At 72.5% G+C, this 25,578-nt stretch carries 18 protein-coding genes; 8 read left to right on the top strand and 10 right to left on the bottom strand.

Translation table 11 applies throughout. The annotated features are described in order from the left end of the window. The first annotated feature begins 153 nt into the window (after positions 1-153). From rsgA to LGI35_RS33590, 3 genes are all read left to right on the top strand, one after another. Entirely contained in the window at positions 154-1,257 is a 1,104-nt protein-coding gene (rsgA, locus tag LGI35_RS33580; protein WP_227298038.1) for a ribosome small subunit-dependent GTPase A, read from the top strand. A gap of 127 nt (positions 1,258-1,384) precedes the next feature. Further along, positions 1,385-2,785, top strand: coding sequence for a DNA-3-methyladenine glycosylase 2 family protein (locus LGI35_RS33585; RefSeq protein ID WP_227300635.1), 1,401 nt, complete (start codon positions 1,385-1,387; stop codon positions 2,783-2,785). Continuing rightward, positions 2,782-3,282 (top strand): methylated-DNA--[protein]-cysteine S-methyltransferase, encoded by a 501-nt coding sequence (locus tag LGI35_RS33590; protein ID WP_227298039.1) that lies wholly within the window; start codon positions 2,782-2,784, stop codon positions 3,280-3,282. The genes LGI35_RS33585 and LGI35_RS33590 overlap by 4 nt, the downstream gene beginning before the upstream one ends. Positions 3,283-3,294: 12 nt before the next feature. Here the strand turns inward: LGI35_RS33590 and LGI35_RS33595 are convergent, their stop codons facing one another. The 6 genes from LGI35_RS33595 to LGI35_RS33620 all read right to left on the bottom strand — a co-directional run bounded on the left by LGI35_RS33595 (position 3,295) and on the right by LGI35_RS33620 (position 11,110). Next, positions 3,295-3,663 carry a PPOX class F420-dependent oxidoreductase gene (locus LGI35_RS33595; protein WP_227298040.1) on the bottom strand — a complete coding sequence of 123 codons (369 nt, stop codon included), beginning with the start codon at positions 3,661-3,663 and terminating at the stop codon, positions 3,295-3,297. Positions 3,664-3,737: 74 nt separating this feature from the next. Next, positions 3,738-5,168, bottom strand: coding sequence for an amidase (locus LGI35_RS33600; RefSeq protein ID WP_227298041.1), 1,431 nt, complete (start codon positions 5,166-5,168; stop codon positions 3,738-3,740). After that, positions 5,165-6,859 carry an MFS transporter gene (locus LGI35_RS33605; RefSeq protein ID WP_227298042.1) on the bottom strand — a complete coding sequence of 565 codons (1,695 nt, stop codon included), beginning with the start codon at positions 6,857-6,859 and terminating at the stop codon, positions 5,165-5,167. The genes LGI35_RS33600 and LGI35_RS33605 overlap by 4 nt, the downstream gene beginning before the upstream one ends. A 176-nt stretch (positions 6,860-7,035) precedes the next feature. Further along, entirely contained in the window at positions 7,036-9,363 is a 2,328-nt protein-coding gene (locus LGI35_RS33610; protein WP_227298043.1) for a glycosyl hydrolase family 95 catalytic domain-containing protein, read from the bottom strand. Positions 9,364-9,516: 153 nt separating this feature from the next. Further along, a complete protein-coding gene (locus LGI35_RS33615; protein ID WP_227298044.1) occupies positions 9,517-9,999 on the bottom strand; it encodes a DUF456 domain-containing protein in 483 nt (160 codons plus the stop codon). Between the two features lie 85 nt (positions 10,000-10,084). Then, positions 10,085-11,110, bottom strand: a complete 1,026-nt coding sequence (locus LGI35_RS33620; protein WP_227298045.1) for a helix-turn-helix transcriptional regulator — start codon at positions 11,108-11,110, stop codon at positions 10,085-10,087. 198 nt (positions 11,111-11,308) lie between these two features. On the opposite strand from LGI35_RS33620, the gene LGI35_RS33625 reads away from it, so the two are divergent. The 4 genes from LGI35_RS33625 to LGI35_RS33640 all read left to right on the top strand — a co-directional run bounded on the left by LGI35_RS33625 (position 11,309) and on the right by LGI35_RS33640 (position 19,344). Continuing rightward, entirely contained in the window at positions 11,309-15,055 is a 3,747-nt protein-coding gene (locus tag LGI35_RS33625; RefSeq protein WP_227298046.1) for a S8 family peptidase, read from the top strand. 153 nt (positions 15,056-15,208) lie between these two features. Continuing rightward, positions 15,209-16,795, top strand: coding sequence for a protein phosphatase 2C domain-containing protein (locus LGI35_RS33630; protein ID WP_227298047.1), 1,587 nt, complete (start codon positions 15,209-15,211; stop codon positions 16,793-16,795). A 79-nt stretch (positions 16,796-16,874) separates the two neighbouring features. Beyond that, complete coding sequence (locus LGI35_RS33635; RefSeq protein ID WP_227298048.1) at positions 16,875-18,620, top strand: pyruvate dehydrogenase; 1,746 nt, start codon at positions 16,875-16,877, stop codon at positions 18,618-18,620. A 247-nt stretch (positions 18,621-18,867) separates the two neighbouring features. Continuing rightward, entirely contained in the window at positions 18,868-19,344 is a 477-nt protein-coding gene (locus LGI35_RS33640; protein WP_227298049.1) for an ATP-binding protein, read from the top strand. A gap of 61 nt (positions 19,345-19,405) precedes the next feature. Here the strand turns inward: LGI35_RS33640 and LGI35_RS33645 are convergent, their stop codons facing one another. Both LGI35_RS33645 and LGI35_RS33650 read right to left on the bottom strand, forming a co-directional pair. Further along, entirely contained in the window at positions 19,406-20,485 is a 1,080-nt protein-coding gene (locus tag LGI35_RS33645) for a DUF2637 domain-containing protein (protein ID WP_227298050.1), read from the bottom strand. Between the two features lie 216 nt (positions 20,486-20,701). Further along, on the bottom strand, positions 20,702-21,547 hold the full coding sequence (locus LGI35_RS33650; protein WP_227298051.1) for a (2Fe-2S)-binding protein: 846 nt from the start codon (positions 21,545-21,547) through the stop codon (positions 20,702-20,704). Between the two features lie 141 nt (positions 21,548-21,688). Here LGI35_RS33650 and LGI35_RS33655 point away from each other — a divergent pair, with 141 nt between their 5' ends. Further along, positions 21,689-22,465, top strand: a complete 777-nt coding sequence (locus LGI35_RS33655; protein WP_376567599.1) for a GntR family transcriptional regulator — start codon at positions 21,689-21,691, stop codon at positions 22,463-22,465. Between the two features lie 301 nt (positions 22,466-22,766). Here LGI35_RS33655 and LGI35_RS33660 read toward each other — a convergent pair whose 3' ends face one another. Continuing rightward, positions 22,767-23,528 carry a hypothetical protein gene (locus LGI35_RS33660; protein WP_227298052.1) on the bottom strand — a complete coding sequence of 254 codons (762 nt, stop codon included), beginning with the start codon at positions 23,526-23,528 and terminating at the stop codon, positions 22,767-22,769. Positions 23,529-23,692: 164 nt separating this feature from the next. Next, positions 23,693-25,423 (bottom strand): PucR family transcriptional regulator, encoded by a 1,731-nt coding sequence (locus tag LGI35_RS33665; RefSeq protein ID WP_227298053.1) that lies wholly within the window; start codon positions 25,421-25,423, stop codon positions 23,693-23,695. Positions 25,424-25,578: the final 155 nt, after the last annotated feature.

Consider the following 25,578-nt stretch of genomic DNA (forward strand, 5'->3'; position numbering starts at 1 on the left):
AAGCCAGGAGGTGGACTTCGATGAATGCCGTCACGCAGGGCGCTGCCCGCGTCCAGAAGCCCGTTCATCCCACCTCCGTGGCCTCCGGCTGACCGACCACTTCTCCCGCGCCTGTGAGCGCGCGCCGGGGCCACCCTTGTGAAGGGTCACCCCTTGAACTCCCCTTTCTCCACTGACATTTCCCGGCATCCTCTCGCCGACTTCGGCTGGGACGACGACTGGGCGGCCGGGTTCGCCCCGTACGCCGCGCAGGGCTTCGTACCCGGTCGCGTCGTCCGTGTCGACCGCGGTCAGTGCGACCTCGTCACGCCCGAAGGACCCGTGCGTGCCGACACCGAGTTCGTCACCCCGCACGACCCGCTGCGGGTCATCTGCACCGGTGACTGGGCGGTGGTCGACGCGGACGGCGGCGATCCCCGCTACGTCCGTACGTATCTGCCGCGCCGCACGTCCTTCGTGCGGTCGACCTCGTCGAAGCGGTCGGAGGGCCAGATCCTGGCGGCCAACGTCGACCACGCCGTGATCGCCGTGTCGCTCGCCGCCGAGCTGGACCTCGGCCGTATCGAGCGGTTCCTCGCCCTGGCGTGGGAGTCCGGCGCCCAGCCCGTCGTCGTCCTCACCAAGGCCGACCTCGTGCCGGACGCCGCGACCACCGCGCACCTCGTCTCCGACGTGGAGACGGCGGCGCCCGGCGTGCAGGTCCTCGCGGTCAGCGCCGAGCAGGGCCACGGCATCGACGTGCTCGGCGCGCTCCTCGACGGGACGTCGGTACTCCTCGGCCAGTCCGGAGCGGGCAAGTCGACGCTCGCCAACGCGCTGCTCGGCGCCGACGTCATGGACGTGCACGCCGTGCGCGACGTCGACGGCAAGGGCCGGCACACCACGACCACCCGCAACCTGCTGGTCCTGCCGACCGGCGGCGTCCTGATCGACACCCCCGGGCTGCGGGGCGTCGGGCTTTTCGACGCCGAGGCCGGCGTCGGTCAGGTCTTCTCGGAGATCGAGGCCCTGGCGGAGGGGTGCAGGTTCCACGACTGCGCCCACGACGCCGAGCCGGGATGCGCCGTGCTGGCCGCGCTCGACGACGGGACGCTGCCCCCGCGCCGCCTCGACAGCTACCGCAAGCTGCTGCGCGAGAACCAGCGGCTCGCCGCCCGCACCGACGCCCGCCTGCGGGACGAGATGCGACGCGTCTGGAAGATGCGCGGCGCCCAGGGCCGCGCCGCGATGGAGGCCAAGCGGGGGCGCCTCGGCTGAGCCGGCCTCGCGCGCGGCCCCCGCCGTCCCTCACGGGGCGCGGGGGCCGCGGCACACCCCGCGCCCCAGCGCCATGTCCGAATTCCGCCAGCCCCCGGCGGCGCGCAGGCGCACACTGGAGGGCGTGATGATCGATGAGGACACGCGGTACGAAGCGGTGCGCAGCCGCGACGCGCGCTTCGACGGGGAGTTCTTCTTCGCCGTCGAGACGACCGGCATCTACTGCCGCCCCAGCTGCCCCGCGGTCACCCCCAAGCGAAAGAACGTCCGCTACTACGCCACGGCCGCGGCGGCGCAGGGCTCCGGATTCCGCGCCTGCCGGCGCTGCCGCCCCGACGCCGTGCCGGGCTCGGCCGACTGGAACGTACGCGCCGACGTGGTGGGCCGCGCCATGCGGATGATCGGCGACGGCGTCGTCGACCGCGAGGGCGTCGCCGGGCTCGCCGTGCGCCTCGGGTACAGCGCCCGCCAGGTGCAACGCCAGCTCACCACCGAGCTGGGCGCCGGACCCGTCGCCCTGGCCCGCGCCCAGCGCGCCCACACCGCGCGCGTCCTGCTCCAGACGACCGGCCTGCCGATCACGGAGATCGCGTTCGCCGCGGGCTTCGCGAGCGTGCGCCAGTTCAACGACACCATCCGCGCGGTCTACGCCCGCACGCCCACGGAACTGCGCGCCGAGGCCCCCGCCACCCGCGCCACCGCCACAGCAGCCGGCATCCCCCTGCGCCTCGCCCACCGCGGCCCCTACCAGGCCCGCCCCCTCTTCGACACCCTCGCCCGCGAGGCCCTCGACGGCGTCGAGGAGATGACCGGAACGCCGGGCGCCCGCACCTACCGGCGTACCCTGCGCCTGCCTTACGGCACCGGCGTCGTCTCCGTCGACGAGCGCACCAGGTCCACGCCCGCGAGCCGCGCCGCGCACCACGGCGGCTGGCTCGACGCCCGCATCCACCTCACCGACCTGCGCGACCTGACGACGGCCGTGGGGCGCCTGCGACGCCTGTTCGACCTGGACAGCGACCCGTACGCGATCGACGAGCGCCTCGGCGCCGACCCGCGCCTCGCGCCGCTCGTCGCCGCGCGGCCCGGGCTGCGGGCACCGGGCGCCGCCGACCCCGACGAGCTGGCCGTGCGGATCCTCGCCGGGCGGGCGGAGTCGGCGCGGCTCGTCGAGCGGTACGCGAAGGCCGTCGACGCGCCCTGCGGCACCCTCACCCATGTCTTCCCCTCACCCGACGACCTCGCCGGGGAACCGGGACCCGTCGGCGCGCTCGCCACGGCCCTCGCCGACGGCGCCCTGCGCCTCGACCCGGGCGCCGACCGCGACGACGCCGAGGCCACCCTGCGCGCCCTCCCCGGCGTCGACGCCCGCACCGCCGCCCTCATCCGCATGCGGTCCCTGGCCGACCCGGACGTGGCCCTGCCCGACGGGCCGGGGCAGGAACCCGTACCGGACACCTGGCGCCCCTGGCGCACGTACGCACAGCAACACCTTTGGACACAGCGACAGTTGGAGCAGCAGTCATGACCGTCTACTACACCGTGCTGGACAGCCCCGTCGGTGAACTCCTGCTCACCGGCGACGAGTCGGGCGCCCTCACCTCACTGTCCGTACCCGGGCAGAAGGGCGGCCGCACGGTGCAGCCCGGATGGCGGCGCGCCCCCGAGCGCTTCGCCGACGCCGAGAAGCAGCTCGCCGCCTACTTCGCCGGTGAACTCAAGGAATTCCACCTGGAGTTCAGCACGGAGGGCACCGAGTTCCGCGAGAAGGTGTGGGCGGCGCTCGACGCCGTGCCGTACGGCGCGACGACCACGTACGGCGCGGTGGCCGCGAGCATCGGCGCCTCACGCGCCGCGGTCCGTGCCATCGGCGGCGCGATCGGGGCCAACCCCCTCCTCATCGTCCGCCCCTGCCACCGCGTCATCGGCGCGGACGGCTCGCTCACCGGCTACGCGGGCGGCCTGGAGCGCAAGCAGCAGCTGCTGTCCCTGGAGGGAGTGGAGGGAGTCCTCCAGGACCACTAGCCGCCGAGGCGCCTAGTCGTCGAGCCCCCAGCTGTGGATCTTGCGCGGGTGGATGCGGATGAGTTCCTCGCTGAAGTGCGCGCCCAGGTGGTGCGGGCCGGTGAGGAGCTCCGCCTCACCACGGATGTCGACGCCCCGCACCTTCCACGGATCGAGGCTGAGGATGTCGTCGACGACGAGCGCGACCTTCGGGTTCGCCTGGAGGTTGCGCCACTTCTTCGTCGTCCCGAGCGCGTATCCGCCGACCAGGATCGTCCCGTCGTCCTGCGGGAAGAACCCCACCGGGTTGGCCTGCGGCTGGCCCTTCGGGTCGACGGTGGCCAGCCGTCCCAGGCGCTGGGACTTCAGATACGTGATCTCGGCCTCGCTGAATTCGGTCATGGCCTCAGCCAAACACGATCGCCCCCGCCATGCATCGGGCCCCGGTCCTAGGGCCGTTGCCCGATGCCCGACGGCTACGCGAAGAGGCGTGCGTACCTGTCGTGCCAGGGGTGCGCCTCCTCCAGCTGTGCGCTCAGGGCGATCAGGGTGGCCTCGTCGGCGGGGCGGCCCACCAGGGAGACGCCCACCGGGATGCCGCCCTGCGGGGTCCAGTACAGGGGGACGTTGACCGCCGGCTGGCCCGTCATGTTGTACGGGCTGGTGAACGCGCTGAACGCGCTCTGGCGACGCAGGTTGTCGAGCGGGTCGCCGGACTCGTCGAAGAACTCGAGCGGCTGCGGCAGCGTCGCCAGGGTCGGGGTGAGTACGGCGTCGTAACCGGACGTCGCCCGTACCGCGTGGCGTGCGGCGCGCTGCATGCCGGTGATCGCGGCCGCGAGCTGCTCGCCGCTGACCCCGCGCCCGAACGCGCGCCAGGCCCGGGTCACCGGCCGCAACAGCTCCTCCGCCCCGGCGTCGAGGGCGTGGCCGAGCGACTGCACCCCCCACGCCGTCACGAAGTGGCCGCTGATCTCGGGGCCGAACGGCGTCGGGATGTCCTCCACGATGTGGCCGAGATCCTCGAGCAGCCGCGAGGCGTGCTCCCAGGCCGCCACGCACACCGGGTCCACCGTCACGCCTTCGGCGGCGGGCCGCGCGTACCGGCCGATGCGCAGCCGCCCGGGGGAGCGCTCGGCGTGGGAGAGGAACGTCTCGCCCGGCGGGAGCGGCGGCGCCCAGTGCGGGTCGCCCTGCTCGGGCCCCGCCAGCGCGTCGAGCAGTGCCGCCGCGTCGCGCACGCTGCGCGCCAACGGGCCTTGTACGGAGAGGCCGTTGACCTCGATGCCGGCGGGTCCCGAGCTGACCCGGCCCCGCGACGGCTTGATGCCGAACAGGCCGCAGACGCTTGCCGGGATCCGGATGGAGCCGCCCCCGTCGCTGGCGTGGGCGACCGGTACGAGGCCGAGCGCCACGGCCACCGCGGCCCCGCCGCTGGATCCCCCGGCGGACAGGGCCGGGTCCCACGGGTTGCGGGCCGGGCCGGTCACGTCGTTGTCGGTGTAGCAACAGCAGCCGAACTCGGGGGTGTTGGTCTTGCCGAGGCTGATCGTGCCTGCCTCGCGGAGCCGAGTCACGCTGTAGGCGTCGGCCTGCGGCACATGGCCGGCGAAGGCCTTGGACCCGTACGTCGTGCGTACGCCGGCCGTGTCGACCAGGTCCTTCACCGCCGTCGGTACGCCGAAAAGCGGTGGCAGGTCCCCGTCCGCGCGCCGCTCCTGCGCGGCCGCCGCCCCGGCCAGAGCGGCGTCGGACGTCACCGTCACGAAGGCGCCGAACCGCTCGTCGTAGCGCTCCACCCGGTCCAGGTGATGCCGTACGAGTTCCACCGGGCCGACCTCGCCCTTGCGGACGGCGGCTGCCTGTTCGAGCGCGCCGAGTGCGTGCAGCTGGGTCGGGGCGGTCATGCGGTGCTCTCCTTCAGTTCGGCGACCTGCCGGGCCACCAGTTCCTCGTGCTCCTCGACGTCGCGGCGGGCGTCGCGCGGCCGCCACCTGCCCGTCATCACGAAGATGAACGGAAGGAACAGCACCTGTCCGCCGAGGCACACCCACCACCAGGTCTGCCACGCGTGCGCGTTGTCCGCGCTCGCCCGCTGTACCTCGGGTCCGTGCTCGCGCAGGATCTTCAGTTGCGGCGCCGCCTTCTGCACGGTCGTCAGCCCTTCGGCGCCGACCTCCTTCTGTGCCTGGGCGAGCAGGGGGGCGGGCACCTTGCCCGGTGCGTAGGTGCCGAGTTCGGCGAAGAGCTTCGGGTGGGCCTTCGTGATGGCGAGGGCCGGAGCCGCCTGCACCGACGCGGCCTTGACCTCGGCGCCGTGCTCGATCAGCGGGGTCACGGTGCTCACCACGAGCGGCACGAAGGCGGCGGACAGGGCGACGGTGATCCGCACGATCCAGCCCCACACGGCGAGACCCGTGGCGGTGGCCGCCGGGTTGTGCCGCTCGACCGTCTCCGTGAAGCTCGCCATCCACGGCGAGTACGCGATGCCGCTGGTGACGCCGATGCCCGCCACGATGAACGCGAACGTGTAGTAGCCGGTGTGCGGTTGGGTGGCGTGCAGGGTGAAGGCCAGCGTGAAGCCGATGGACCCGAGCGCGCCGAGCAGCATGAAGGGCTTGCGCACGCGCAGGCGGTCGGAGAAGAGGCCGGCCAGGACCAGGGAGATCGCGTTCGCTCCCCAATACCAGTTCAGCAGGGCGTTGGCGCGCTGGGGGGTGTACCCGAAGGTGGTGGCGAAGTAGAGCACGAAGTTGCCGACGGCGGCGAAGTACAGCAGGAGGTAGACGCTGATGGCGACGGCGGAGCCGATGACGTCGAGGCGGAGCATCTGGCGCCACTGACCACGCAGTGCCGCCTCGGTGTCCATCCCCTTGGCCCGCGCCTCGACCAGCGCGCGGTCGCGCAGGCTCACCATGATCTGGTCGCGCAGCGCCGGGGCGAGCTCACGCAGCCCGAACAGCGCGACGACGAACACGACGAGGCCGCTGATGCCCGCGTAGCGGATCTCGTCCTGCCAGGTGGTGGCGCCGCTGAAGGTGCGGGAGGTGACGGCGGTGACCACGAGGCTGCCGATGATCGGCCCCATGGTCCAGTAGCCCATGGCCGAGGCCCGGCCGAGCTGCGGCGAGAAGTCTCTGATGAGTGCCGGGGTGGCGACCAGGATCATGCCCTCGACGAGTGACACGAGTGAGTAGACGACCAGATAGCTCGCCTTGCCCGGCGCGTTGGGCAGGACGAAGGTGGTGAGCAGGCCGACCAGGAGCAGGCCGTAGACCACGATGTTCGCCCGGCCCCAGCGGTCGGCGAGACCGGCCACCAGGGACGAGAAGGCGCCCACCGCGTTGGCGGCCACCGATATGTACACGAAGTACAGGAACGTCATGTGGTAGTGGCTGATGATGGCGGTCGACACCGCGTACTGGATGTACAGCTGGTAGTAGAGAACGATCGTCGCGAGCACGACGATCGCCAGGTACCAGTACCGGGGACCGCTCTCGGGGTAGCGGTCGAGCCGTCTGCCGCCGAGGCCGTTCAGTGTCGACGGGAACGGCCGGCTGGTGCGCCCCGCCGTGTCCGCCGGTGACGAAACCGACATCATGCCTCCCTGCTGTCGAGACACACGCCAGCGCGTGCATGGTCGGGGAGGCTAATACCGTCCAGTCGGTATCTCCTAGGGGTGGGACAAGGATTTGTGATCCCGTTATGGCGGGAGCGTGGGTCCCGGTCCTGCCCGGAGCCGGGCAGGACCGGGACCCCGGCCGTGGGTTCACATCAGGCGGGCAGTCCCCAGCGCGTGGCCGGCGCGTTGGCCGTGACCGGCCCGACGCTCAGGTCGGGGCGGTCGCCCCGCGCCGTGACGAGCGCCGAGTCACCCTTGCGCAGGGTGATCCGGATCGCCCCGTCGCCCGCGTCCTCGTGGTGAAGTGGCCTGCCCCGCCCGTCGCGTACGTCGACCGCGCCCGCGATGCCGTGCCGCACCACGCACGGCGCGCCCGCCTCGCTCGCCAGTCGCACCCAGCGCGTCGTGCCGCCCTTGCGCACCGCGCTCAGCAGAAAGGCGCCCTGCGTACGGAAGTTGTGGACGGTGAGGTCCTGCCAGGCGGCGGGCAGGGCCGGAAAGACGCGGATCACGCCGCCCCAGGACTGGCACACCATGTCGTGCAGGGACTGGGCGGCCGACAGCGGCGTCTCGATGACGGGGCCCGACTCCTTGTACATGGTGTTGGCCTGGATGAAGCGGGACATCAGCTGGCCCAGGTACTTGAGCGCGTCCTCGCCCTTGCCGAGCAGCGCCGACATCGAGGCCGCGCCCGTGAACGTGTAGCCCTGGAGGGCCCCTTCGAAGCCGACCCAGTGTGCCAACGACTTCTCGATCAGGGCGAGTTCGTCGGGGGTGCGGCCGGTCAGCTCGTACAGCGGGTACACCGCGAGCATGTGCGAGTAGTGGCGGTGGGACTTCGCGAAGGGGATGTCCGCGCCGATCATGAAGCCGTTCGTGTCCGTCGGGTAGGCCACCCGCCTGGTGAGCACCTCGCGCCAGCGTGGCGCCAACTCGTCTTCGACGCCGAGGAGTTCGGCCGATTCCAGGAGGGTCCGGCAGCCCCACGTCAGGAGCATCAGGTCGTAGTTGCAGTCGCGGGTGTTGCCGCCGTACTCGGGCGAGAACGTCGCGGGCAGGTGCAGCTTGCCGTCGGCGCCCGGCTCCAGGAAGTGCAGGTAGTAGTTGATCGCCTTGCGCAGCAGAGGGAAGAGGACGTCGCGCAGGATCTTCTCGTCCATGGTGTGGCGGTAGCTCAGCCACACGTTGTGGAGCGCCCAGGTGAGGTTGCCGACCTCGGGGGTCGGGGTGTCCTGGCCGGGGATGCCGACGCCGTAACCCTGCGCGTTGCTCGTCGCGCCACCGTTCACGAGGTGCATGTCCGTGGTGCGCGGTATGCCGAGCGAGTCGGCTCGGTACGGGGCGGCCATCTCGGCGGTGAGGTTGTCCCGGAACTCGCCGAGCGCCCGTGTGACGGCGTCGAGTTCGAGGTGGTTCGAGCCGTGGATCAGCCAGTACTCCAGCTGCACGTTGAGGTTCCACCAGGTAGCGGGCCACGGTGTCGGCTCCAGCCAGGGGCCGCTGGTCGCCATCACGGGGGCGTCCCGGCGGGCGGCGGACGCCGTCTTGTAGAGCTGGATCCAGTAGAAGCGCTGGATCCGCGCGTCGGGGACGGACAGGAAGCTCTTGCGGTAGTACGCGTGCCACCAGGCGCGATGGGGCACGGCGAGGGCGTCGTACGGGAGCCGGGCCGCGGCCCGCACGGTCGAGACGGCCCGGTCGCGGGCGGTGGACTTCGGGAAGGAGTGCGCCACGTTCACGTACAGCGTCCGCCGCTCGCCGCGGGTGCGCTCGCGCCAGGCGGTGACGTACTGGCCGCCGGACAGGAGCGGCTGGACGGAGACGGAGACGCCGTCGTCCTCACCGGTCTCGGCGGGCGGATTGCCCTCGTAGCCGGCCGGGATCGGCTGGAACGCGGCGCGCGGGCTGATGGACGGCGCGGGGTGGAAGACCCAGGCGAAGCCGCGCTCGCCCTCGGACGGGGTGACCTCGACGGCGAGGACGGAGAGGGCGTTGGTGACCTGGGCGCGGATGGTGAGCGTGCCCTTGTCGGTGGTGAGGGTGCCGGTCAGCTCCGCGTCGCGAAGGCGCAGGCGCCAGTCGAGGCCGGTGACGGCGCCGACGGGTTCGAGCGTGAAGTAGCCGATGGGCAGCCGCGCCAGACCGAACAGGGAGCCGAACTCCGGGCGGTGGTCCTGGACCTCGGAGTGCTGGACGTTGAAGCGGATCGCGTTCTTCCCGGGCTCCTGGTAGATCCCTGAGCCGAGCAGGCCGTTGCCCAGGTACGGGCCCTCGTACCAGGTCTTCGGCATCTTCTGCCAGACGAGGTCGGCGTCGTCGAGGACGGTGCGCCAGGCGTCTTCGGAGGGGGCGCTCGCCGTTGCGGCGGGAGTCGCGACGGGGGTGGCGGCGGTCGCCTGTGACGACAGCCCGCCCGCCAGTGCGGCCCCGGCGAGGGTGGATCCGGTGGCGAGCACGGTCCTTCTGGACGGTCTTGGCATGGCGCGGCCTCCACGTGTCGAAGCAGACGTCGATTCATCGGAGCTATCCCCTGCGGCAAGCTAGAGAGGTGACGAGAGCCCGTCAATATGCCGGGAGAGATCCGATGTAACTCGCGCTACGTGGATGCTGTCCGTGTACGTGAACAGGAGCGCCTAGCCCCAGATCACAGCCCCGATCCAGGCGCCCACGATGAGCAGGCAGGCGAAGAGTTCGGCCAGGACGCTGGAGCCACCGGCGCGCATCGCGGTCCGTGTGGAGGCAACGGCGTCGCCGTGCCGGCCGAGGCGCAGGCGCTCGCAGAGGTAGATACCTCCGATGAACCCCGGGATCGATCCGATCACCGGGATCACGCAGAAACCGACGAGGGCTCCGGTCCCCGCCCAGATCGCGGTGCGGCGCGTGGCCCCGCTCTCGCGCAGCCGGCGCTGCGGGAGCTGCCAGCGAAGCACCTGGGCGGCGAGCAGGACGGCGGTCGCGCCGACCAGAACGCCCCAGGCCAGCCCGTTCGGGTCCTGGAGCGACCATACGAGGACCGCGGCCCACACGAGCCACGACCCGGGCACCCCGGGCACGAGCACCCCGCACAGGCCGAGCAGCATCACCACTCCCACCAGCAGGAGTTCCCACACGCCCATCTGCCAAGAGTGCCGGACAACGACGGAACCCGCAGATCGCAGAGCTTCACTCTCCGCCACCACCGACGGCTTCCGGCCGCGGAACTCAGCCCTCCGCGACGTGCTCCCCGCGCGGCTGCGTCGGCACGTCCCGGGACACCCAGCCCCGTTCGTACGCGTGCCAGCCCAGCTGGAGCCGCGTCGTCACACCGGCCAGTTCCATCAGGCGCTTCACCCTGCGCTGGACCGTTCGAAGCCCCAGGTCGAGCTGCTTGGCGACGCTCGCGTCCGTGAGTCCGGCCAGAAGAAGGGAGAGGACCTCCAGGTCCGTGCTGTCGGGGCCGTCCGGCTCCTGCTCGGTGATGGCGCGGCTGCTCTCGCCGAGCCGCAGCGGCAGGGCGTCCCGCCAGACCGCCTCGAACAGACCGGACAGCGACTCCAGGAGCCCGCTCGCGTGGACGACGAGCGCCGCGGGCTCGGCCGTGCGCGAGGTCAGCGGCACCATCGCGAGCGCCCCGTCGGCGATCACCAGCTTCGTCGGCACCCGGTCCACGACCCGTACCTGCTCGTCCCGCCCGATCGCGGCCGACAGCTCCGTCAGCCCCGTCGGCATCGAGAGCACCTCGCGCTCCACCACGACCCGGTACGCGACGCCCCGGCTGGTGGCCTGCTCCTCCGCCTCGTTGTCCATCCCCGAGACGGCGATCGGATTGCCGGTGACCAGCGCGCACACCTCGTCCGTCGCGCCCAGCTGCAGCTGGAGGAACCGCTGTGCGACGGCCGCGGCGCCCGTGACCACCTCGACCAGATCGTGCACGGCGGGCTCATCGGCCTGCGCCCGGTACTCCTCCGCGAGCAGCGCCGCCGCCAGCTCCGCCTTCTCCAGCTCGTGCCGCTGTTGCGTCAGGAGCGCGCCGAGCGCGACGCCCGGCGGGGCCGCGACCCAGCGCCCCGGCCGCGCGGACGACTGCGCCGCGAGCCCGTGCCGCTCCAGCCGGCGCAGCGCGTGCTCGGTCTCGTACTCGGCTAGGGCCAGCCGCCCCGCGAGATCGGGCACGTCGGCCGCGCCCAGCGACACGAGCGCGCGGTAGGCGCTCTCGTGCATCTCGTCCAGACCTATCGCACCCAGCATGCGGCGATGCCCCTCCCCGAGCCTCGGTTCCGGCGGCACCGTGGCGGGAAACGGCCACGGCGCAAACCCGCCGCGCCCCATCTTCCCCGTACCACCGCTCTCTCTGCCAATGTGGCGCCACCGCAGCACCAACATCCGCCGGGAATAGGGCCTTTGCGCCGTATTCACCTGCGCTTTCACCTGGGGAGAGGGAGAGCGATGCGCGCGATATCGCGTACGGCCTCGGTGGCGGCGACCGCCGTCGTCCTGGCCGTCACCGCGGCCCTGCCTACCGTGGCCGCACCACGGGAGGACGCCAAGAGACCGCTCGTCGGCAGCGAGGCGGCCGCGAAGGAGGGGGCGGGATCCGTCGTCACGCTCGTCACGGGCGACCGGATCCTGGTGACCAAGGACGGCTCGGGCCACAGCACGGCCACCGCGCTCCCCGGCGAGGACGGCACCGCCCCGCTCGTGCAGACGCGAACCTCGGGCCAGAACCTCTACGTCTACCCCGCCGGCGCCGTCGAGGCGATCGCCGACGGCCGCGTCGACGAGGAACTCTTCAACGTCACCGGCCTCGTCCGCCAGGGCTACGACGACGCGCACACCAAGTCGCTGCCGCTCATCGCGGTCTACGACAAGTCCGTCGACGTCGCCCGCAGCGCGCCCGCCGCCCCGCGCGGCGCCGAGCGCGGCCTCGTGCTCGACCCCGTCGACGGCGTGGCGCTGAAGGCCGACAAGAAGAAGGCGGCCGACTTCTGGGCCGACGTCACCGACAAGCGCTCCCGCGCCGCCGGCTCCCTCAAGAAGCTGTGGCTCGACGAGAAGGTGGAGGCCAGCCTCGACCGGTCGACGAAGCAGGTGCACGCCCCCGAGGCGTGGGCGGCGGGCTACGACGGCAAGGGCACCAAGGTCGCCGTCCTCGACACCGGTGTCGACACCGACCACCCCGACCTCAAGGGGCGCGTCGCCGAGTCGGAGAACTTCACCGACTCCGAGGACGCGGGCGACCACCAGGGCCACGGCACCCACACCACGTCCACCGTCGGCGGCACCGGCGCGGCGAGCGACGGCAAGAAGCGCGGCGTCGCCCCCGGCGCCACGCTCCTCAACGGCAAGGTCCTCAACGACTCGGGCTCCGGCGCCACTTCGTGGATCATCGCCGGTATGCAGTGGGCCGTCGACCAGGGCGCCGACGTCGTCTCCATGAGCCTCGGCAACCCCGCGCAGACCGACTGCACCGACCCGATGGCCACCGCCACCGAAGAACTCGCGCGGTCCTCGAAGAACACCCTCTTCGTCATCGCGGCGGGCAACACCGGCCCCGGCAACAACACCGTCTCCTCGCCCGGCTGCGCCCCGAGCGTCCTGACCGTCGGCGCCGTCGACCGCGACGACTCCACCGCGAGCTTCTCCAGCCGCGGCCCGGCCTACGGCTCGCACACCCTCAAGCCCGAGATCACCGCGCCCGGCGTCGCCATCTCGGCCGCCGCCGCCGGCGGCCGTGGCATCTACGCGTACCAGTCGATGAGCGGTACGTCGATGGCGACCCCGCACGTCGCGGGCGCCGCCGCCATCGTCAAGCAGCGCCACCCCGACTGGAGCGCCCAGCAGATCAAGGCGGCCCTCGTGTCCTCCGCGGACGCGGCCATCCCCGGCGACGTGCGCGAGACCGGCGGCGGGCGCCTCGACGTGAAGGCCGCGATCGACGAGAAGGTGCTCGGCGCGAGCGCCGTCCAGGGCGGCAGTTTCAACTGGCCGCAGGACAGCAGCGACCGCACCACCGTCGACGTGCCTTACACCAACACCACCGACAAGCCGGTGCGGTTGAGCCTGGACGTCAAGGGCGTCACCGGAAACGACGGCTCCGCCGTCCGTTCCTCGGTGGCGAAGCTCGGTGAGCGTACGGTCACCGTCCCGGCGGGCGCGACCGTCAAGGTCCCCTTGAAGCTCGACCCCACGGCCTCGCTCAAGGCCGCCCAGTACGGCGACGTCACCGGCCGCGTGCTCGCCACCGCCGACGGCGTCGGCGTCTCCACGCCCTTCTCGCTGTACGTGCAGCCCGAGACGGTCACCCTGCGCGTCAAGCTCGTCGACCGGTCCGGCAAGCCCGCGGCCGGGCAGTCGTCCGTCGACCTGATCGGCACCGACGACGCCAGCGGGGAGCGCCGCTTCAACGAGGGAGCGGCCGACCAGACGTACCAGGTGCGTCCGGGCCGCTACTTCCTCTCCAGCTTCGTCACCACGCCCGACACCGAGGGCAACCTCATCAACTCCCTTTCCTACCTGGCCCGTCCGCAGGTCGACGTGAAGAAGGACACCACCGTCGTCCTCGACGCGCGCACGGCAGGCCGCCTCAAGGTGAAGACCGACAAGGCGTCCGAAGTGCGGGGCGCCACCCTCGGGTTCGCCCGCAGCTGGGACGACACCTGGCTGCACGCGGCCACCGCGGCCGGTGGCCGTTCCATCGCCGGGTACTACGCCGACATCGAGGGCCGCGCCACCGACGGCACCTTCGAGTTCGACTCCTTCTGGCGCGCGGCGGCCCCGCAGCTCGCGGAGTTCGGCGTCGTCGGCGGCCCCGCGCTGCACGGGCTCACCGGCTCGACCAACTCGGCGAACCTCGACGGCACCGGCAAGGCGCAGGTCGTCGACGCCAAGTCCGGTACGGCGGCCGAGCTCGCAGCGGCCGGGGTCAAGGGCAAGATCGCCCTGGTCAAGCTCGCCGACAGCGGCGCGGCCGCGGCCGTGTCCAAGGCGGCCAAGGACGCCGGAGCCACCGCCGTCCTCGCATACCGCTCGGTCCCGGGCCGCTTCTACCCGTCCGTCGGCTTCATCGGCGGCCCCTTGGCCGTCATCGGCATCCCGTCCGACGAGGCCGCCGACCTGCTGGCCCGCATCGCGGGCGGCGAGGTGACCCTTCACTGGAAGGCCACGGCGAAGAGCCCGTACATGTACAACCTGGCCTTCCCCGAGACCGGCCCGGTACAGAGCGCGCGCACCTACACCGTCCGCGACCGTGACCTCGCCGAGAACAAGGCGACGTACCGCGCGATGGGCACGCCCACCGACTACATGGACATCCCCGACGTCACGCGCCCCAGCGGACTGTCGGCCTACTTCGGCGACTTCGAGACGGTCGCGGCGCCCTCACGGCGCACCGAGCTCTACTCGCCCGGCACCACCGGCTTCGGCCACCAGGTCTCCAGCAGCTTCCCCTGGGGCGAGTTCATGATCGATCCGGTGCGCACCTACAAGAGGGGTGAGCACCGCACCGAGGAGTGGTACGGCGGAGTGCTCGCGCCCACCACACCTCTCGACGAGGCGGGCAAGCCGGCCCTCGCCGCCGAACGCCAGGGCAACCTGATCGGCGTCGCGCCCGGCTTCTGGGGCGACAGCGAGCACCAGGGCGTCCAGGGAAGCTTCGGTGACTTCGGCTCCATGGACCTGAAGCGAGACGGTGAGGTCGTCAGCCACAGCCCTTACCCGTTCGGTGTCTTCGACGTCCCGGCCGACGACGCCTCGTACGACCTGTCGCTGCACACCTTCAAGCAGAGCTTCGGCGCCTGGAACCGCTCCCCGGAGACGCAGACGACCTGGTCGTTCCGCTCGCACCTGGAGGAGAACGTCTACTCGCAGGGCATCCCGCTGCTCTTCCCGCAGTACGCCCTGCCGCAGGACGACCTCAAGACGCTGCCCGCCACGGACGGCCAGCGGATCACGCTCACCGCGACCGGCCACGCCGGCTACACGCCCGGCAAGCTCACCTCGGCCAAGCTGTCGTACTCCTACGACGGCGGCGCCACCTGGACCGAGGCGCCGACCGCCGAGCGTGACGGCAAGTGGAGCGCGACCGTGAACCACGCGGGCGCCTCCGGCAAGCCGGTCACCCTGAAGGCCCAACTGACCGACGCCAACGGCAACTCGGTCGAGCAGACGGTGACGCGCGCGTACGACGTGCGCTGATCACCGAACGAGCCGGTCCGCCGGGCGTCCTTCCCGTGGGGGGTGGGGTCGTCCGGCGGACCTCTTTCGCTTCAAGCCGGGTCGTTCCGGGCCATTTCTGGTCGTTTTCGAGTGTCCCGTTTTCGTACGGCCCGTGCGGTGGACAATAAGGGCATGAGCCAGCAGGGGGAGAGGAACTCCGGCCGACGCGGTCAAGGCGACGACTGGTGGGGGCAGTTGTACGACGACTCCACCGACGACACGGGTCCGGCCCCGGCCCCGGACAGCCTCGACGACCGCTTCGCCTCGGCATCGGGGACGGTGTCGGCGGCGGGGCCTGAACGCGGCGATGAGCAGGTGCCGGTCGCGGAGCGGGCGCCGGTCCCGGAACAGGTCCCGGAGCGGGATCCTGTCCCGGAGCAGGTCACCGGGCGTGCGCCGGTCCCGGAGCAGCGGATGGTGCCGCCACCGACACCACCGACACCACCGACACCACCGACACCACCGCCGACCCAGTCGCCACCGCCGCCCGCGCCTGCCCGCCCCGTGGACCCGCCGCCGGATCCGGGCGCCCCGCGCGCCCCGTGGGAACCCCCGGCACACGCTCCGGGGCGCCCCCAGAGTTTTCCGCCCGGGCCACCGCCGCCCGGCCACCGGCCACCACCGCCCCCTCCCACCGCCGCGCCGGACGTCCGCGCGCCCGACGCCGATGCGCCCGCCTCTGACACGGCCCCCGACGCCTGCCCCGGTCAGGACGCGCCCGTCACCGAAGAGCCCGCGGCCCGCCCCGAACCCCCGTTCATCCCCTACGTGGGCGACGGCCCGCCCACCTACGACGCCGAACCCACCGCGCTTCCGGCCGCCGACCCCGACACCCTCGACGACCTCGTCGCCGACACCGTCCTGGACGGCGCCAGGTACGGCACCTCCACGCTGCGCGCGGTGTCCGTGCGCGGCGACTCCGCGCGCTACCGGGGCGAGCCCCGCCGCGACTGCCTGCTCACCGCCCGGTTCGGCACGGGATCCGGCGCCCTCATCCTGGTCGCCATGGCCACCGGCGCCCGCGCCGCACCCGGGGCGCACCGCGCGGCGGCCGAGGCCTGCGACTGGATCGGCCGCGCAGTAGGCCGCAGCCACGCCCGCCTCGCCGAGGACATCCGCGCCGCCCACCGGGGCGACCTCAAATCGGGCCTGCACCGCCTGACCGACCGCAGCCTCGGCAAGCTCAGGGCGAGCGCCGCCGAGCAGGGCCTCGAACCGGAGGAGTACACGGCGAGCCTGCGCTGCCTGCTGCTGCCCGCCGACCCCGGCTGCCGCACCCGCGTGTTCTTCGGCGTCGGCGGGGGCGGCCTGTTCCGGCTGCGCGACGGCGAGTGGCAGGACATCGAGCCGCAGGTCTCCGAGGTGTCGGGCGCCCCCGTCGTCGGCTACGGTTCGCCGCCGCCGGAGACCCCCGACGGCGACCGCCTGACCATGGACCTAGGGATCACCACGCCCCCGAGCCCTTACGAGCCGGCGCCCGAGCAGCCTCGCGACCCGTTCCGCTTCCGCGCCTCCGTCGCCCGCCCGGGTGACACGCTCCTGCTGTGCACGGCGGGCCTCGCCGAGCCGCTGCGCGGCGAGCCGGAGCTGTCCGGACACCTCACGCGCCGCTGGGACGGGAGCGGCCCGCCCGGCCTCGCCGCCTTCCTCGCGGACACCCAGGTACGGGTCAAGGGGTATGCGGACGACCGCACGGCCGCCGCCGTTTGGGAGGCGTAACCGCGCCCGCTGTGGATTCATGGGACCACGAGTGTCCAGAGTGTCCTCAGGACCCGGTTCGTGAAGGGGCGCGTGAGTCATGGCCAAGCAGAACGTCGCCGAGCAGTTCGTCGACATCCTCGTCCGCGCGGGCGTCAAGCGCATGTACGGCGTCGTCGGCGACAGCCTGAACCCGGTCGTCGACGCGATCCGCCGCAACTCCGCGATCGACTGGATCCACGTACGGCACGAGGAGACCGCCGCGTTCGCCGCCGGGGCGGAGGCGCAGATCACCGGGAAGATGACGTCCTGCGCCGGCTCCTGCGGGCCCGGCAATCTGCACCTCATCAACGGGCTCTACGACGCCCACCGCTCCATGGCCCCGGTCCTCGCCCTCGCCTCGCACATCCCGTCGAGCGAGATCGGCCTCGGCTACTTCCAGGAGACCCACCCCGACCGGCTCTTCCAGGAGTGCTCGCACTACAGCGAGATGATCTCCGACCCGCAGCAGATGCCGCGCGTGCTGCAGACGGCGATCCAGCACGCGGTCGGCCAGTCGGGCGTCAGCGTCGTCACGCTGCCCGGCGACGTCGCCGACCGGCCCGCCCCCGAGAAGTCGATCGAGACGGCGATCGTCACGTCCCGGCCGACCATCCGCCCCGGCGACACCGAGATCGACCGGCTCGTCGAGATGATCGACGACGCCTCCAAGGTCACCCTCTTCTGCGGCAGCGGCACCGCCGGCGCGCACACCGAGGTCATGGACTTCGCCGAGAAGATCAAGTCACCGGTCGGACACGCCCTGCGCGGCAAGGAATGGATTCAGTACGACAACCCGTTCGACGTCGGCATGAGCGGGTTGCTCGGGTACGGCGCCGCGTACGAGGCGACGCACGAGTGCGATCTGCTCATTCTGCTCGGCACGGACTTCCCGTACAACGCGTTCCTGCCGCAGAAGGACGTGAAGATCGTCCAGGTCGACGTCAGGCCCGAGCACCTCGGCCGGCGCTCGAAGCTGGACCTCGCCGTGTGGGGCGACGTGCGCGAGACGCTGCGCTGTCTGATCCCGCGGGTGCAGCAGAAGACGAACCGGCGCTTCCTCGACAAGATGCTGAAGAAGCACGCGGACACCCTCGAAGGCGTCATCAAGGCGTACACGAAGAAGGTCGAGAAGCACGTCCCGATCCACCCCGAGTACGTCGCCTCCGTATTGGACGAACTCGCCGCCGAAGACGCCGTGTTCACGGTCGACACGGGCATGTGCAACGTGTGGGCGGCGCGCTACATCTCGCCCAACGGCCGCCGCCGCGTGATCGGTTCGTTCTCGCACGGCTCCATGGCCAACGCGCTGCCGATGGCCATCGGCGCCCAGTTCGTCGACCGGAACCGCCAGGTCGTCTCGATGTCGGGCGACGGCGGGTTCTCCATGCTGATGGGCGACTTCCTGACCCTCGTCCAGTACGACCTGCCGGTCAAGGTCGTCCTGTTCAACAACTCCTCCCTCGGGATGGTCGAGTTGGAGATGCTCGTGGCCGGGCTCCCGTCGTACGGGACGACGAACAAGAACCCCGACTTCGCGGCCGTCGCCCGCGCGTGCGGAGCGTACGGGGTGCGCGTGGAGAAGCCGAAACAGCTCGCCGGAGCCCTGAAAGACGCCTTCAAGCACAAGGGCCCCGCCCTCGTCGACGTCGTCACCGACCCCAACGCCCTGTCGATCCCGCCCAGGATCAGCGCCGAGATGGTGACGGGCTTCGCCCTCTCCGCATCCAAGATCGTCCTGGACGGTGGCGTCGGCCGCATGGTCCAGATGGCCCGCTCCAACATCCGCAACATGCCGCGCCCCTAGCACCGCCGGGCCACGAGTTCGTTGGTGGATGAATCCACAGGAGTGCGGACATGCGGGCGGGGCATGCATTCCCGTGTACGCGTTCGAGCGTGGTCGCAGGAGAAGGGGCAAGGTCATCGGCGTGCGGGCGGGGGTCATGAAACGGCTGGTACGAGGGCGCGTTCCCACCACGGTGGCCGGACGCTCCCCGACGGAGGAAGCGCCAGGGAGCAACGGGGCGGCGAACGACGGCACAACCGACGACAACATGACGGACGACAGCACGACGGACGACGGCACGACGGACGACGGCACGACGGACGACGGCACGACGGACGACGGCACGACGGACGACGGCGGAGGCGGGCTGCTGAGGCGCACGCTGGGGCGGTCCGATCTGCGGGCGGTGCCCGAGGCGAGGCGCGCACTGCGCGAACTCCTGGACGAGTGGGGCCCACCGGAGAGGTCGGAGACCGCGGAGCTGCTCACCAGCGAACTGGTGACGAACGCCCTGGTGCACACCGACCACGACGCCGTCCTCACGGCCACCGTCGGGCCGAAGCGGCTGCGGGTGGAGGTCAGGGACTTCGTGGGGCGCAGGCCGAAGCTGCGCGTACCGGTCGCCGACGACGGTACGAACGGCCGGGGCCTCGTCCTGGTGCAGGCCCTCGCGGACGCCTGGGGCGTACGGGCGCTGGGCGTGGGCAAGGTGGTCTGGTTCGAACTGGACGGCGGCCCCGCGTGACACCGCGGGACCGCCGCCAGGAACGGCACGCCCGCCCGGCCGAACTCCCTTCGGACGCCCCCTAGCCGAATTGCTGCTCGAGGTCCTTGAGCTTCCGCTCCAGTGAGTCGAGCCGCGGCAGGGCCTGGGTGTCGTCCTCCGCCGTGAGGTCGACCGTGACGGGCTTGCCGGCTTCAGGGCCGCCTCTGACGGCCTGGAGAGAGGGACGCGGGCGCAGCGGGAGCTGTTCCGGGGATGAGGGCGGCGGGTCCTCCGATATGGCAGGGTCCGCGCCCGCCTGCCCCGTGCCTGCCCCCGCGGAGACGGCGGTCTGCATGTCCACCTGGCGCCCTCCGCGCCCGCCGAGCGTGGGGTGGCCCCGGCTGATCGCCTTGAGCTGGGCCCGCTCCAGCTTCTCGTGCTCGCGCCTGCGCAGCCGGGTCTGCTCCTTCTCGCGCTTGTCCTCCCGCACCTCGTCCACCGCCTCGTCCAGGGTGCGCACACCCTCGAGCAGCATCAGCGACCAAGCGCCGTACGTCTCGCGGGGCGCGCGCAGCCACCGCACGATCCGGATCTGCGGCAACGGCCTTGGCACCAGGCCCTGTTCACGCAGGGCCGCGCGGCGCGTCTGCTTCAGCGCGCGGTCGAAGAGGACCGCGGCCGACAGGGACATGCCGGCGAAGAAGTGCGGGGCGCCCGCGTGGCTGATGCCGCGCGGCGCGTGCACCCAGTTGAACCAGGCGGCGGCGCCCGCGAAGGTCCACACGAGTATCCGGGAGCCGAGCGCCGCGTCGCCGTGGCTCGCTTCGCGCACCGCCAGCACGGAGCAGAACATGGCCGCGCCGTCGAGGCCGAACGGGACGAGGTACTCCCAGCCCCCGGACAGGTTCAGGTTCTGCTGGCCGAAGCCGACAAGCCCGTGGAAGGAGAGCGCGGCGGCCACGGCGGCGCAGCAGAACAGCAGCAGGTAGGACGCGGTGCCGTAGACGGCCTCCTTGCGCCTGCGGCGCTCCTCGCTGCGTTCCCACGAGTCGTCGGACGATGCGGCCGCCCTCTCCCCGGCGCGCTTGCTGCGCGCGAGGACCGCCACCGCCGCCAGCAGGCCCAGGAGCAGCACGGCGCCGGGAAGCAGCCAGTCCAGCGATATGTCGGTCAGTCTCATCTGGGGTCCCTTGCGTCGCGGTAGGGCTTTTCGGCCGCCATATTGACTCAAGGCCACCCGTGCGCAAGGAGTTTCGGGACAAGAGAACGCCATTGGAGTGCGAGGGGGCGTACGAAGCGGTCATGCGCTCGAACTCCCTTGAGAATGAGGGAAGTTGAGTTCGAATCACGTCACCCGAAAGGGTGGTTCATGACGAGAGGGTTGCCGTCGTCGCGTTCAGGCGGTTGCGCTCAGCCTCGCCACACGGTCCGCGTCGCAGGTGCGGGGGCACGTCACACAGGTGTCCTCGGGGCGCAGCGTGTAGAAGAGGCAGCAGCTCGCCCGGTCGCGGGTCGGCAGCGACTGCCCCTCGGGGCCGGTGAGTTCACGGAACGCGGGCTTGCCGACGTACGGCTTCGCCGTGCCGGGCAGCAGCAGGTCGAGCTCCCGCATCGCCCGGCGCTCCTCGCCGAGCAGATGGGCGATGTACCAGAGGCTCTCGACGATCTCGTCCGTCGCCATGCCCCACAGGGCGCGCGGGCCGCGCCGCATCCGCGGTCCGAATCCGGTGAGCACCGGGCCCAGGTGGTCGGCGACGGCCGCGCGCACCTCGGCCCGCAGCGCCTCCTCGTCCGGCACGACATGGGCGCCGGGCAACGCGGCGGCCGGGTCTCCCGGCAGACAGGCGAAGTCGGTGACGCGTACGGCCATCCGCCCCAGCGTGCGCTGGAAGGCGACGTTCGTCACGGGGAAGCGCGGGACGCGGCGGTCCAGGAACCACGGCACCGTGACCAGCAGGCAGGCGGGCCAGGCATAGCGGTGCAGGCCGAAGCTGGCGACGACGTCCGGGCGGGCCTGCTGCCCGTAGTCCTTGAGCACCTGCGCGTTGTCCCACGCGAGGAACGCGTCGAGGGCGGGTCCGCCCTCCGCGAGCTGGGCGGCGGCGACCCAGCCGCTGCCCTGAGGGGGCTGCTCGGTCTCGGCGAGCTCTGTGATCCGCAGGCCCGTGAACACCTCGGTCAGCCGGGTGTACGCGGGGGTGAGCGCGCTGGTGGCCACGGGGGCCGATGCGGGAAAAGGCATGCAGGGGACCACCGAATCGCGATCGTTTGCAGGTAAGCCTTACCTTACCCGAACGATCGGGGGTTTGAACTGGGGGCCCGGCGGCCTATGGTTCTGCGTTGGACGAATTCCACGGAATACCGACGACCGGGGAGGACCTGGGTGGAGCAGGCCAGAACGCGCGCCGACAGCGCCGCCTCAGGGCTGCCCGCGGGCGTTCCCGAGCAGCGGGGCGCCGCCGGGTGGCACCAGGTGCCCGAGCAGACCCGGGGCGAGCACACCCACAGCGAGACGCCGCTGCCGCCGCGCCCCCGCGTCGAGCGGACCTCCGTGCGCGGGCAGGTGCTCGACGCGCTGCGCACCGCGCTCGTCGACGGCGAGCTCGTGCCCGGCGAGGTCTACTCCGCGCCCGCCCTCGGGGACGGTCTCGGCGTCTCGGCCACTCCCGTCCGCGAGGCGATGCAGCAGCTGGCCCGCGAAGGTGCCGTCGAGGTCGTGCCCAACCGCGGCTTCCGCGTCACCGAGCGCAGCGCACGCGAGCTCGCCGAGCTGGCCGAGGTGCGGGCGCTGATCGAGGTGCCGGTGGTGCTGCGGCTCGCCCGTACGGTGCCGGTGGCGCGCTGGGCCGAGCTGCGGCCCCTGGCCGACGCGACGGCCGTCGCGGCCGCCGGCGGCGACCGCGCGCACTACGCGGAGACGGACCGCGCCTTCCACCGCGCGATGCTCGCCCTCGGCGGCAACGAACAGCTCGTCCGGGTCGCCGACGACCTGCACCGCCGCTCGCAGTGGCCCCTGCCCGGAGGCGGACCGCTGTCCCGCCGCGCCGACCTGGTGGCCGACGCCGCGGAACACATGGCGCTCCTCGCGGCACTGGAGGCCCAGGACCTCACGGTGGTGCAGGCGCTGGTGCGGGAGCACTTCGCCGGGGCGGCGGACTAGGGCCTCCATCAGGCGCCCGGATCGTCACGCCGCCCGGACCGCCGGCCCCGGATCGTTCGGCCCCGCACTCTGTCGGGCGTCCCGGACTGTCACGCTGTTGGGTCGTCGCGCCCTCGGGCCGTCTGGCTCCCGGGTCGTTCGGGCCCCTGGTTGGTTAGGTCCCTGGACTGTGTTGGGCGTCCCGGACTGTCACGCTGTTGGGTCGTCGCGCCCTCGGGCCGTCGGCCCCCGGACCGTCCGGCCCCGGGTCGTCGCGCCCCCTGGACCGTCAGGCCGCCGGACAGTCACCCCTCGGGGACCGTCACGCCGCCGTCGGCAAGTGCTCCGCCAGCCACGTCGGGACGCCGCCCAGGAGGCGGAACAGGCGGGACGCCTCCGTGCGCAGCCGCGCCGCCTCCTGCGGATCGGGCTCCGCCTCCGCCAGGGACGCGAGCGCGGGGGCCGTGCCGACCAGGTAGCCGAGCTCCTCACGGATGCGCAGCGACTCGGCGAAGCCGTGCCGCGCCTCCGCCAACTCCCCGTCGCGCAGGGCGAGTCCGGCCAGGTGGCGCCAGGTGAAGGAGAGCAGCAGCGGATCGGGGTGCGCCGTCGCGCCCGCGTGGGCCCTGCGGTACGCGGCCCTGGCCGCCTGCGGTGAGTCGGACAGGTTCTCCGCCATCAGGCCGCGCCGGAAGTCGAGCAGGGCGCGTCCAGGGGCGCCGGGGGGAAGCAGCGCGGCGGCCCTGCCGAGCGCGGAGCGCGCCTCGTCGGCCCGGTCGCGTACCCCCAACAGTGTTGCCGAGTAGGCGAGTTGACCGCGCTCGCAGGCCGCGGCGCCGCGTTCGCCGTCGTCGTGGGCCAGGGCCTCGGCGGCGCGCAGCGCGTCCTCCGCGGCGGCCCAGCCCTGCTCGGTGTAGAGGCAGCGCTCCCCGAGCAGCGCCGCCCGCTGGAGCGCGGCCCGCGCGTCCGTCGCGGCGAGCCGCTCGAGCAGCGCGGCCGCGTCGGTCCAGCAGGCGCGCGAGCGCAGCCGCCATACCGCGGTCTGGAGTGGATCGTCCCCTGCAGTCGTTCCGGAACCAGACATGGCGGTATGCGCCACGTTGCCCTCCCCGAGCACACCATTGAGCCGAGCTGTCGTGCGCGCATCTCAGCATGGATGTGCGCACTCGGCCAAGGGGGTAGGTGAAAGATTTCACAAACGCATGGGGTGGCGGACGGGGTTCGAAACCCCCATCGAGGGGCCCGAGTTCAGCTCATACGCAGGGCCAGGAAGAAGTCCAGCTTGTCCTCGAGCCGCGAGAGATCGCGGTTGGTGAGCTGTTCGATCCGCCCGACGCGGTAGCGCAGCGTGTTGACGTGGAGGTGCAGACGGCTCGCGCAGCGCGTCCACGAACCGTCGCAGTCGAGGAACGCCTCCAGGGTCGGAATGAGCTCGGCGCGGTGCTTGCGGTCGTAGTCGCGCAGCGGGTCGAGGAGGCGGGCCGTGAAGGCGCGGCGCACGTCGTCCGGGACGAACGGCAGCAGCAGGACGTGCGAGGCGAGTTCCTGGTGGCCCGCGGCGCACACGCGCCCCGTGCGGGCCGCGGCGACGCGCCGGGCGTGCCGGGCCTCCTCCAGGGCCCCGCGCAGCCCCTCCGCCGAGTGCACGGCGGCGCTGACGCCCAGCGTGAGCCGGCCGTCGTCCGCGAGGCCCGCCGTCAGCGGGTCGCGTACGGAGTCCAGGAGCGCGTCGGCGTGCAGCCCCGTCTCCGCCCCGTCGTGCTCGTCCGGCACGGCGGGCAGCGGCACGAGGGCGATGGCCTCGTCGCCGTTGTGGGCGACGGCGATGCGGTCGGAGGGCTCGGGCCCGGCCGACAGGGGGTCGACGAGGATCTCCTCCAGGAGCGACTGGGCGACCGGGCCGCCCTCGATGTCGCCGCCGTCCCACTCGACCTTCGCCACGATGACCTGCCAGTGCGGGGCGGCGCCGAGGCCGGGGAGCAGCACGGGTGCGGCGACGCGCAGGCGCGCGGCGATCTCGGCGGGGGCGGCCCCCGTCTGGACCAGTTCGAGGACCTCCTGCGCGAGCCGGCGCCGCACGGTGCGGGCCGCGTCGCGGCGGTCGCGCTCGACGGCGATCAGCTGGGTCACTCCCTGGAGCAGGTCGAGCCGCTCCTCGGGCCAGTCGCTCGCGTCCGCCTCGACGGCCAGCAGCCAGTCGGACAGGACCGTCTCACGCACGTCGCGGGAGGCGGGCGTCGCGCCGCGGCCCGCGCTGCGGATCGGGAAGAGCGAGTACGTCGTGCCTCCCGACCCGTCGCCCGGCCGCCGCCCCTCGTCGAGACGCTTCGCGCCGCCCCCCTCGACCGTCACCCGGTGCGGCCCGCGCCGCCCGGTGCGGGTGGCCGCCAGGTGCTCGGCCGCGAGGCGGGCGCACAGGGCGGCGGGCAGCTCGGGGCCCGCCGCGCTCGACCCGGCGATGGCCCGGCCCGCGGGGGAGAGCACCCAGGCGCGCAGGTCGAGGTCGGTGCCCAGGAGGTCGAGGACCACGTCGGGGCCGCCGCCCGCCGGGCCGGACGTCATGAGGCGCCGGTGCCGGTCGACGACGGCGGCCAGGTCGCCGGCCCGCTCGCCCGAGACCTGGCGCACGACGTGCTCGGTGACCGTCGCGAAGGCGACGGACTCGTTCACCGCGAACAGCGGGAGCCGGTGGCGCGCGCAGGCCTCGACGATGTCGTCGGGGATCGCCCCGAGCTCGGCCTCACCGGCCGCGAGCCCGGCCACGCCGGCCGTCGCGAGGATGCGGACGAACGGTTCGGAGTCCGCCGCGTCGCGGCGCCACGCGAGTCCGGTGAGGACCAGCTCGCCGCCGGAGAGGTAGCGGCTGGGGTCCCGCAGGTCCGTGGTCATCACACCGCGCACGGTGCGGTCCAGTTCGTCCTCGCCGCCGAGCAGCCTGAGGCCCAGCGCGTCTGTATCAAGTAGGGCGCGCAGCCGCATCTCGTTGCCGCCGATCTGTCTCGAAGATTGTGCTTGTCTGAAGGTGAGGCGGCCGGGGCCGCTCCCCGGGTGCCGCGTCCGTGTTGCGCGTGGTTCTGCGTTTCCAGGGGAAAGCGGTGAGGTTTCCGGTGACCGCCGTTTATATGAATCTACAA

Origin of the sequence: Streptomyces longhuiensis, assembly GCF_020616555.1 — a bacterium.
GTDB lineage: Bacteria > Actinomycetota > Actinomycetes > Streptomycetales > Streptomycetaceae > Streptomyces > Streptomyces longhuiensis.

Excerpts from the sequence above, each read along its gene's own strand:
- LGI35_RS33605 (WP_227298042.1), bottom strand. The coding sequence starts at position 6,859 with ATGTCGGTTTCGTCACCGGCGGACACGGCGGGGCGCACCAGCCGGCCG.
- LGI35_RS33610 (WP_227298043.1), bottom strand. The coding sequence starts at position 9,363 with ATGCCAAGACCGTCCAGAAGGACCGTGCTCGCCACCGGATCCACCCTC.
- LGI35_RS33590 (WP_227298039.1), top strand. The coding sequence starts at position 2,782 with ATGACCGTCTACTACACCGTGCTGGACAGCCCCGTCGGTGAACTCCTG.
- LGI35_RS33620 (WP_227298045.1), bottom strand. The coding sequence starts at position 11,110 with ATGCTGGGTGCGATAGGTCTGGACGAGATGCACGAGAGCGCCTACCGC.
- LGI35_RS33615 (WP_227298044.1), bottom strand. The coding sequence starts at position 9,999 with ATGGGCGTGTGGGAACTCCTGCTGGTGGGAGTGGTGATGCTGCTCGGC.
- LGI35_RS33635 (WP_227298048.1), top strand. The coding sequence starts at position 16,875 with ATGGCCAAGCAGAACGTCGCCGAGCAGTTCGTCGACATCCTCGTCCGC.
- LGI35_RS33600 (WP_227298041.1), bottom strand. The coding sequence starts at position 5,168 with ATGACCGCCCCGACCCAGCTGCACGCACTCGGCGCGCTCGAACAGGCA.
- LGI35_RS33585 (WP_227300635.1), top strand. The coding sequence starts at position 1,385 with ATGATCGATGAGGACACGCGGTACGAAGCGGTGCGCAGCCGCGACGCG.
- LGI35_RS33650 (WP_227298051.1), bottom strand. The coding sequence starts at position 21,547 with ATGCCTTTTCCCGCATCGGCCCCCGTGGCCACCAGCGCGCTCACCCCC.
- LGI35_RS33665 (WP_227298053.1), bottom strand. The coding sequence starts at position 25,423 with ATGCGGCTGCGCGCCCTACTTGATACAGACGCGCTGGGCCTCAGGCTG.
- LGI35_RS33595 (WP_227298040.1), bottom strand. The coding sequence starts at position 3,663 with ATGACCGAATTCAGCGAGGCCGAGATCACGTATCTGAAGTCCCAGCGC.
- LGI35_RS33640 (WP_227298049.1), top strand. The coding sequence starts at position 18,868 with ATGACGGACGACAGCACGACGGACGACGGCACGACGGACGACGGCACG.
- LGI35_RS33645 (WP_227298050.1), bottom strand. The coding sequence starts at position 20,485 with ATGAGACTGACCGACATATCGCTGGACTGGCTGCTTCCCGGCGCCGTG.
- LGI35_RS33625 (WP_227298046.1), top strand. The coding sequence starts at position 11,309 with ATGCGCGCGATATCGCGTACGGCCTCGGTGGCGGCGACCGCCGTCGTC.
- LGI35_RS33660 (WP_227298052.1), bottom strand. The coding sequence starts at position 23,528 with ATGTCTGGTTCCGGAACGACTGCAGGGGACGATCCACTCCAGACCGCG.
- LGI35_RS33630 (WP_227298047.1), top strand. The coding sequence starts at position 15,209 with ATGAGCCAGCAGGGGGAGAGGAACTCCGGCCGACGCGGTCAAGGCGAC.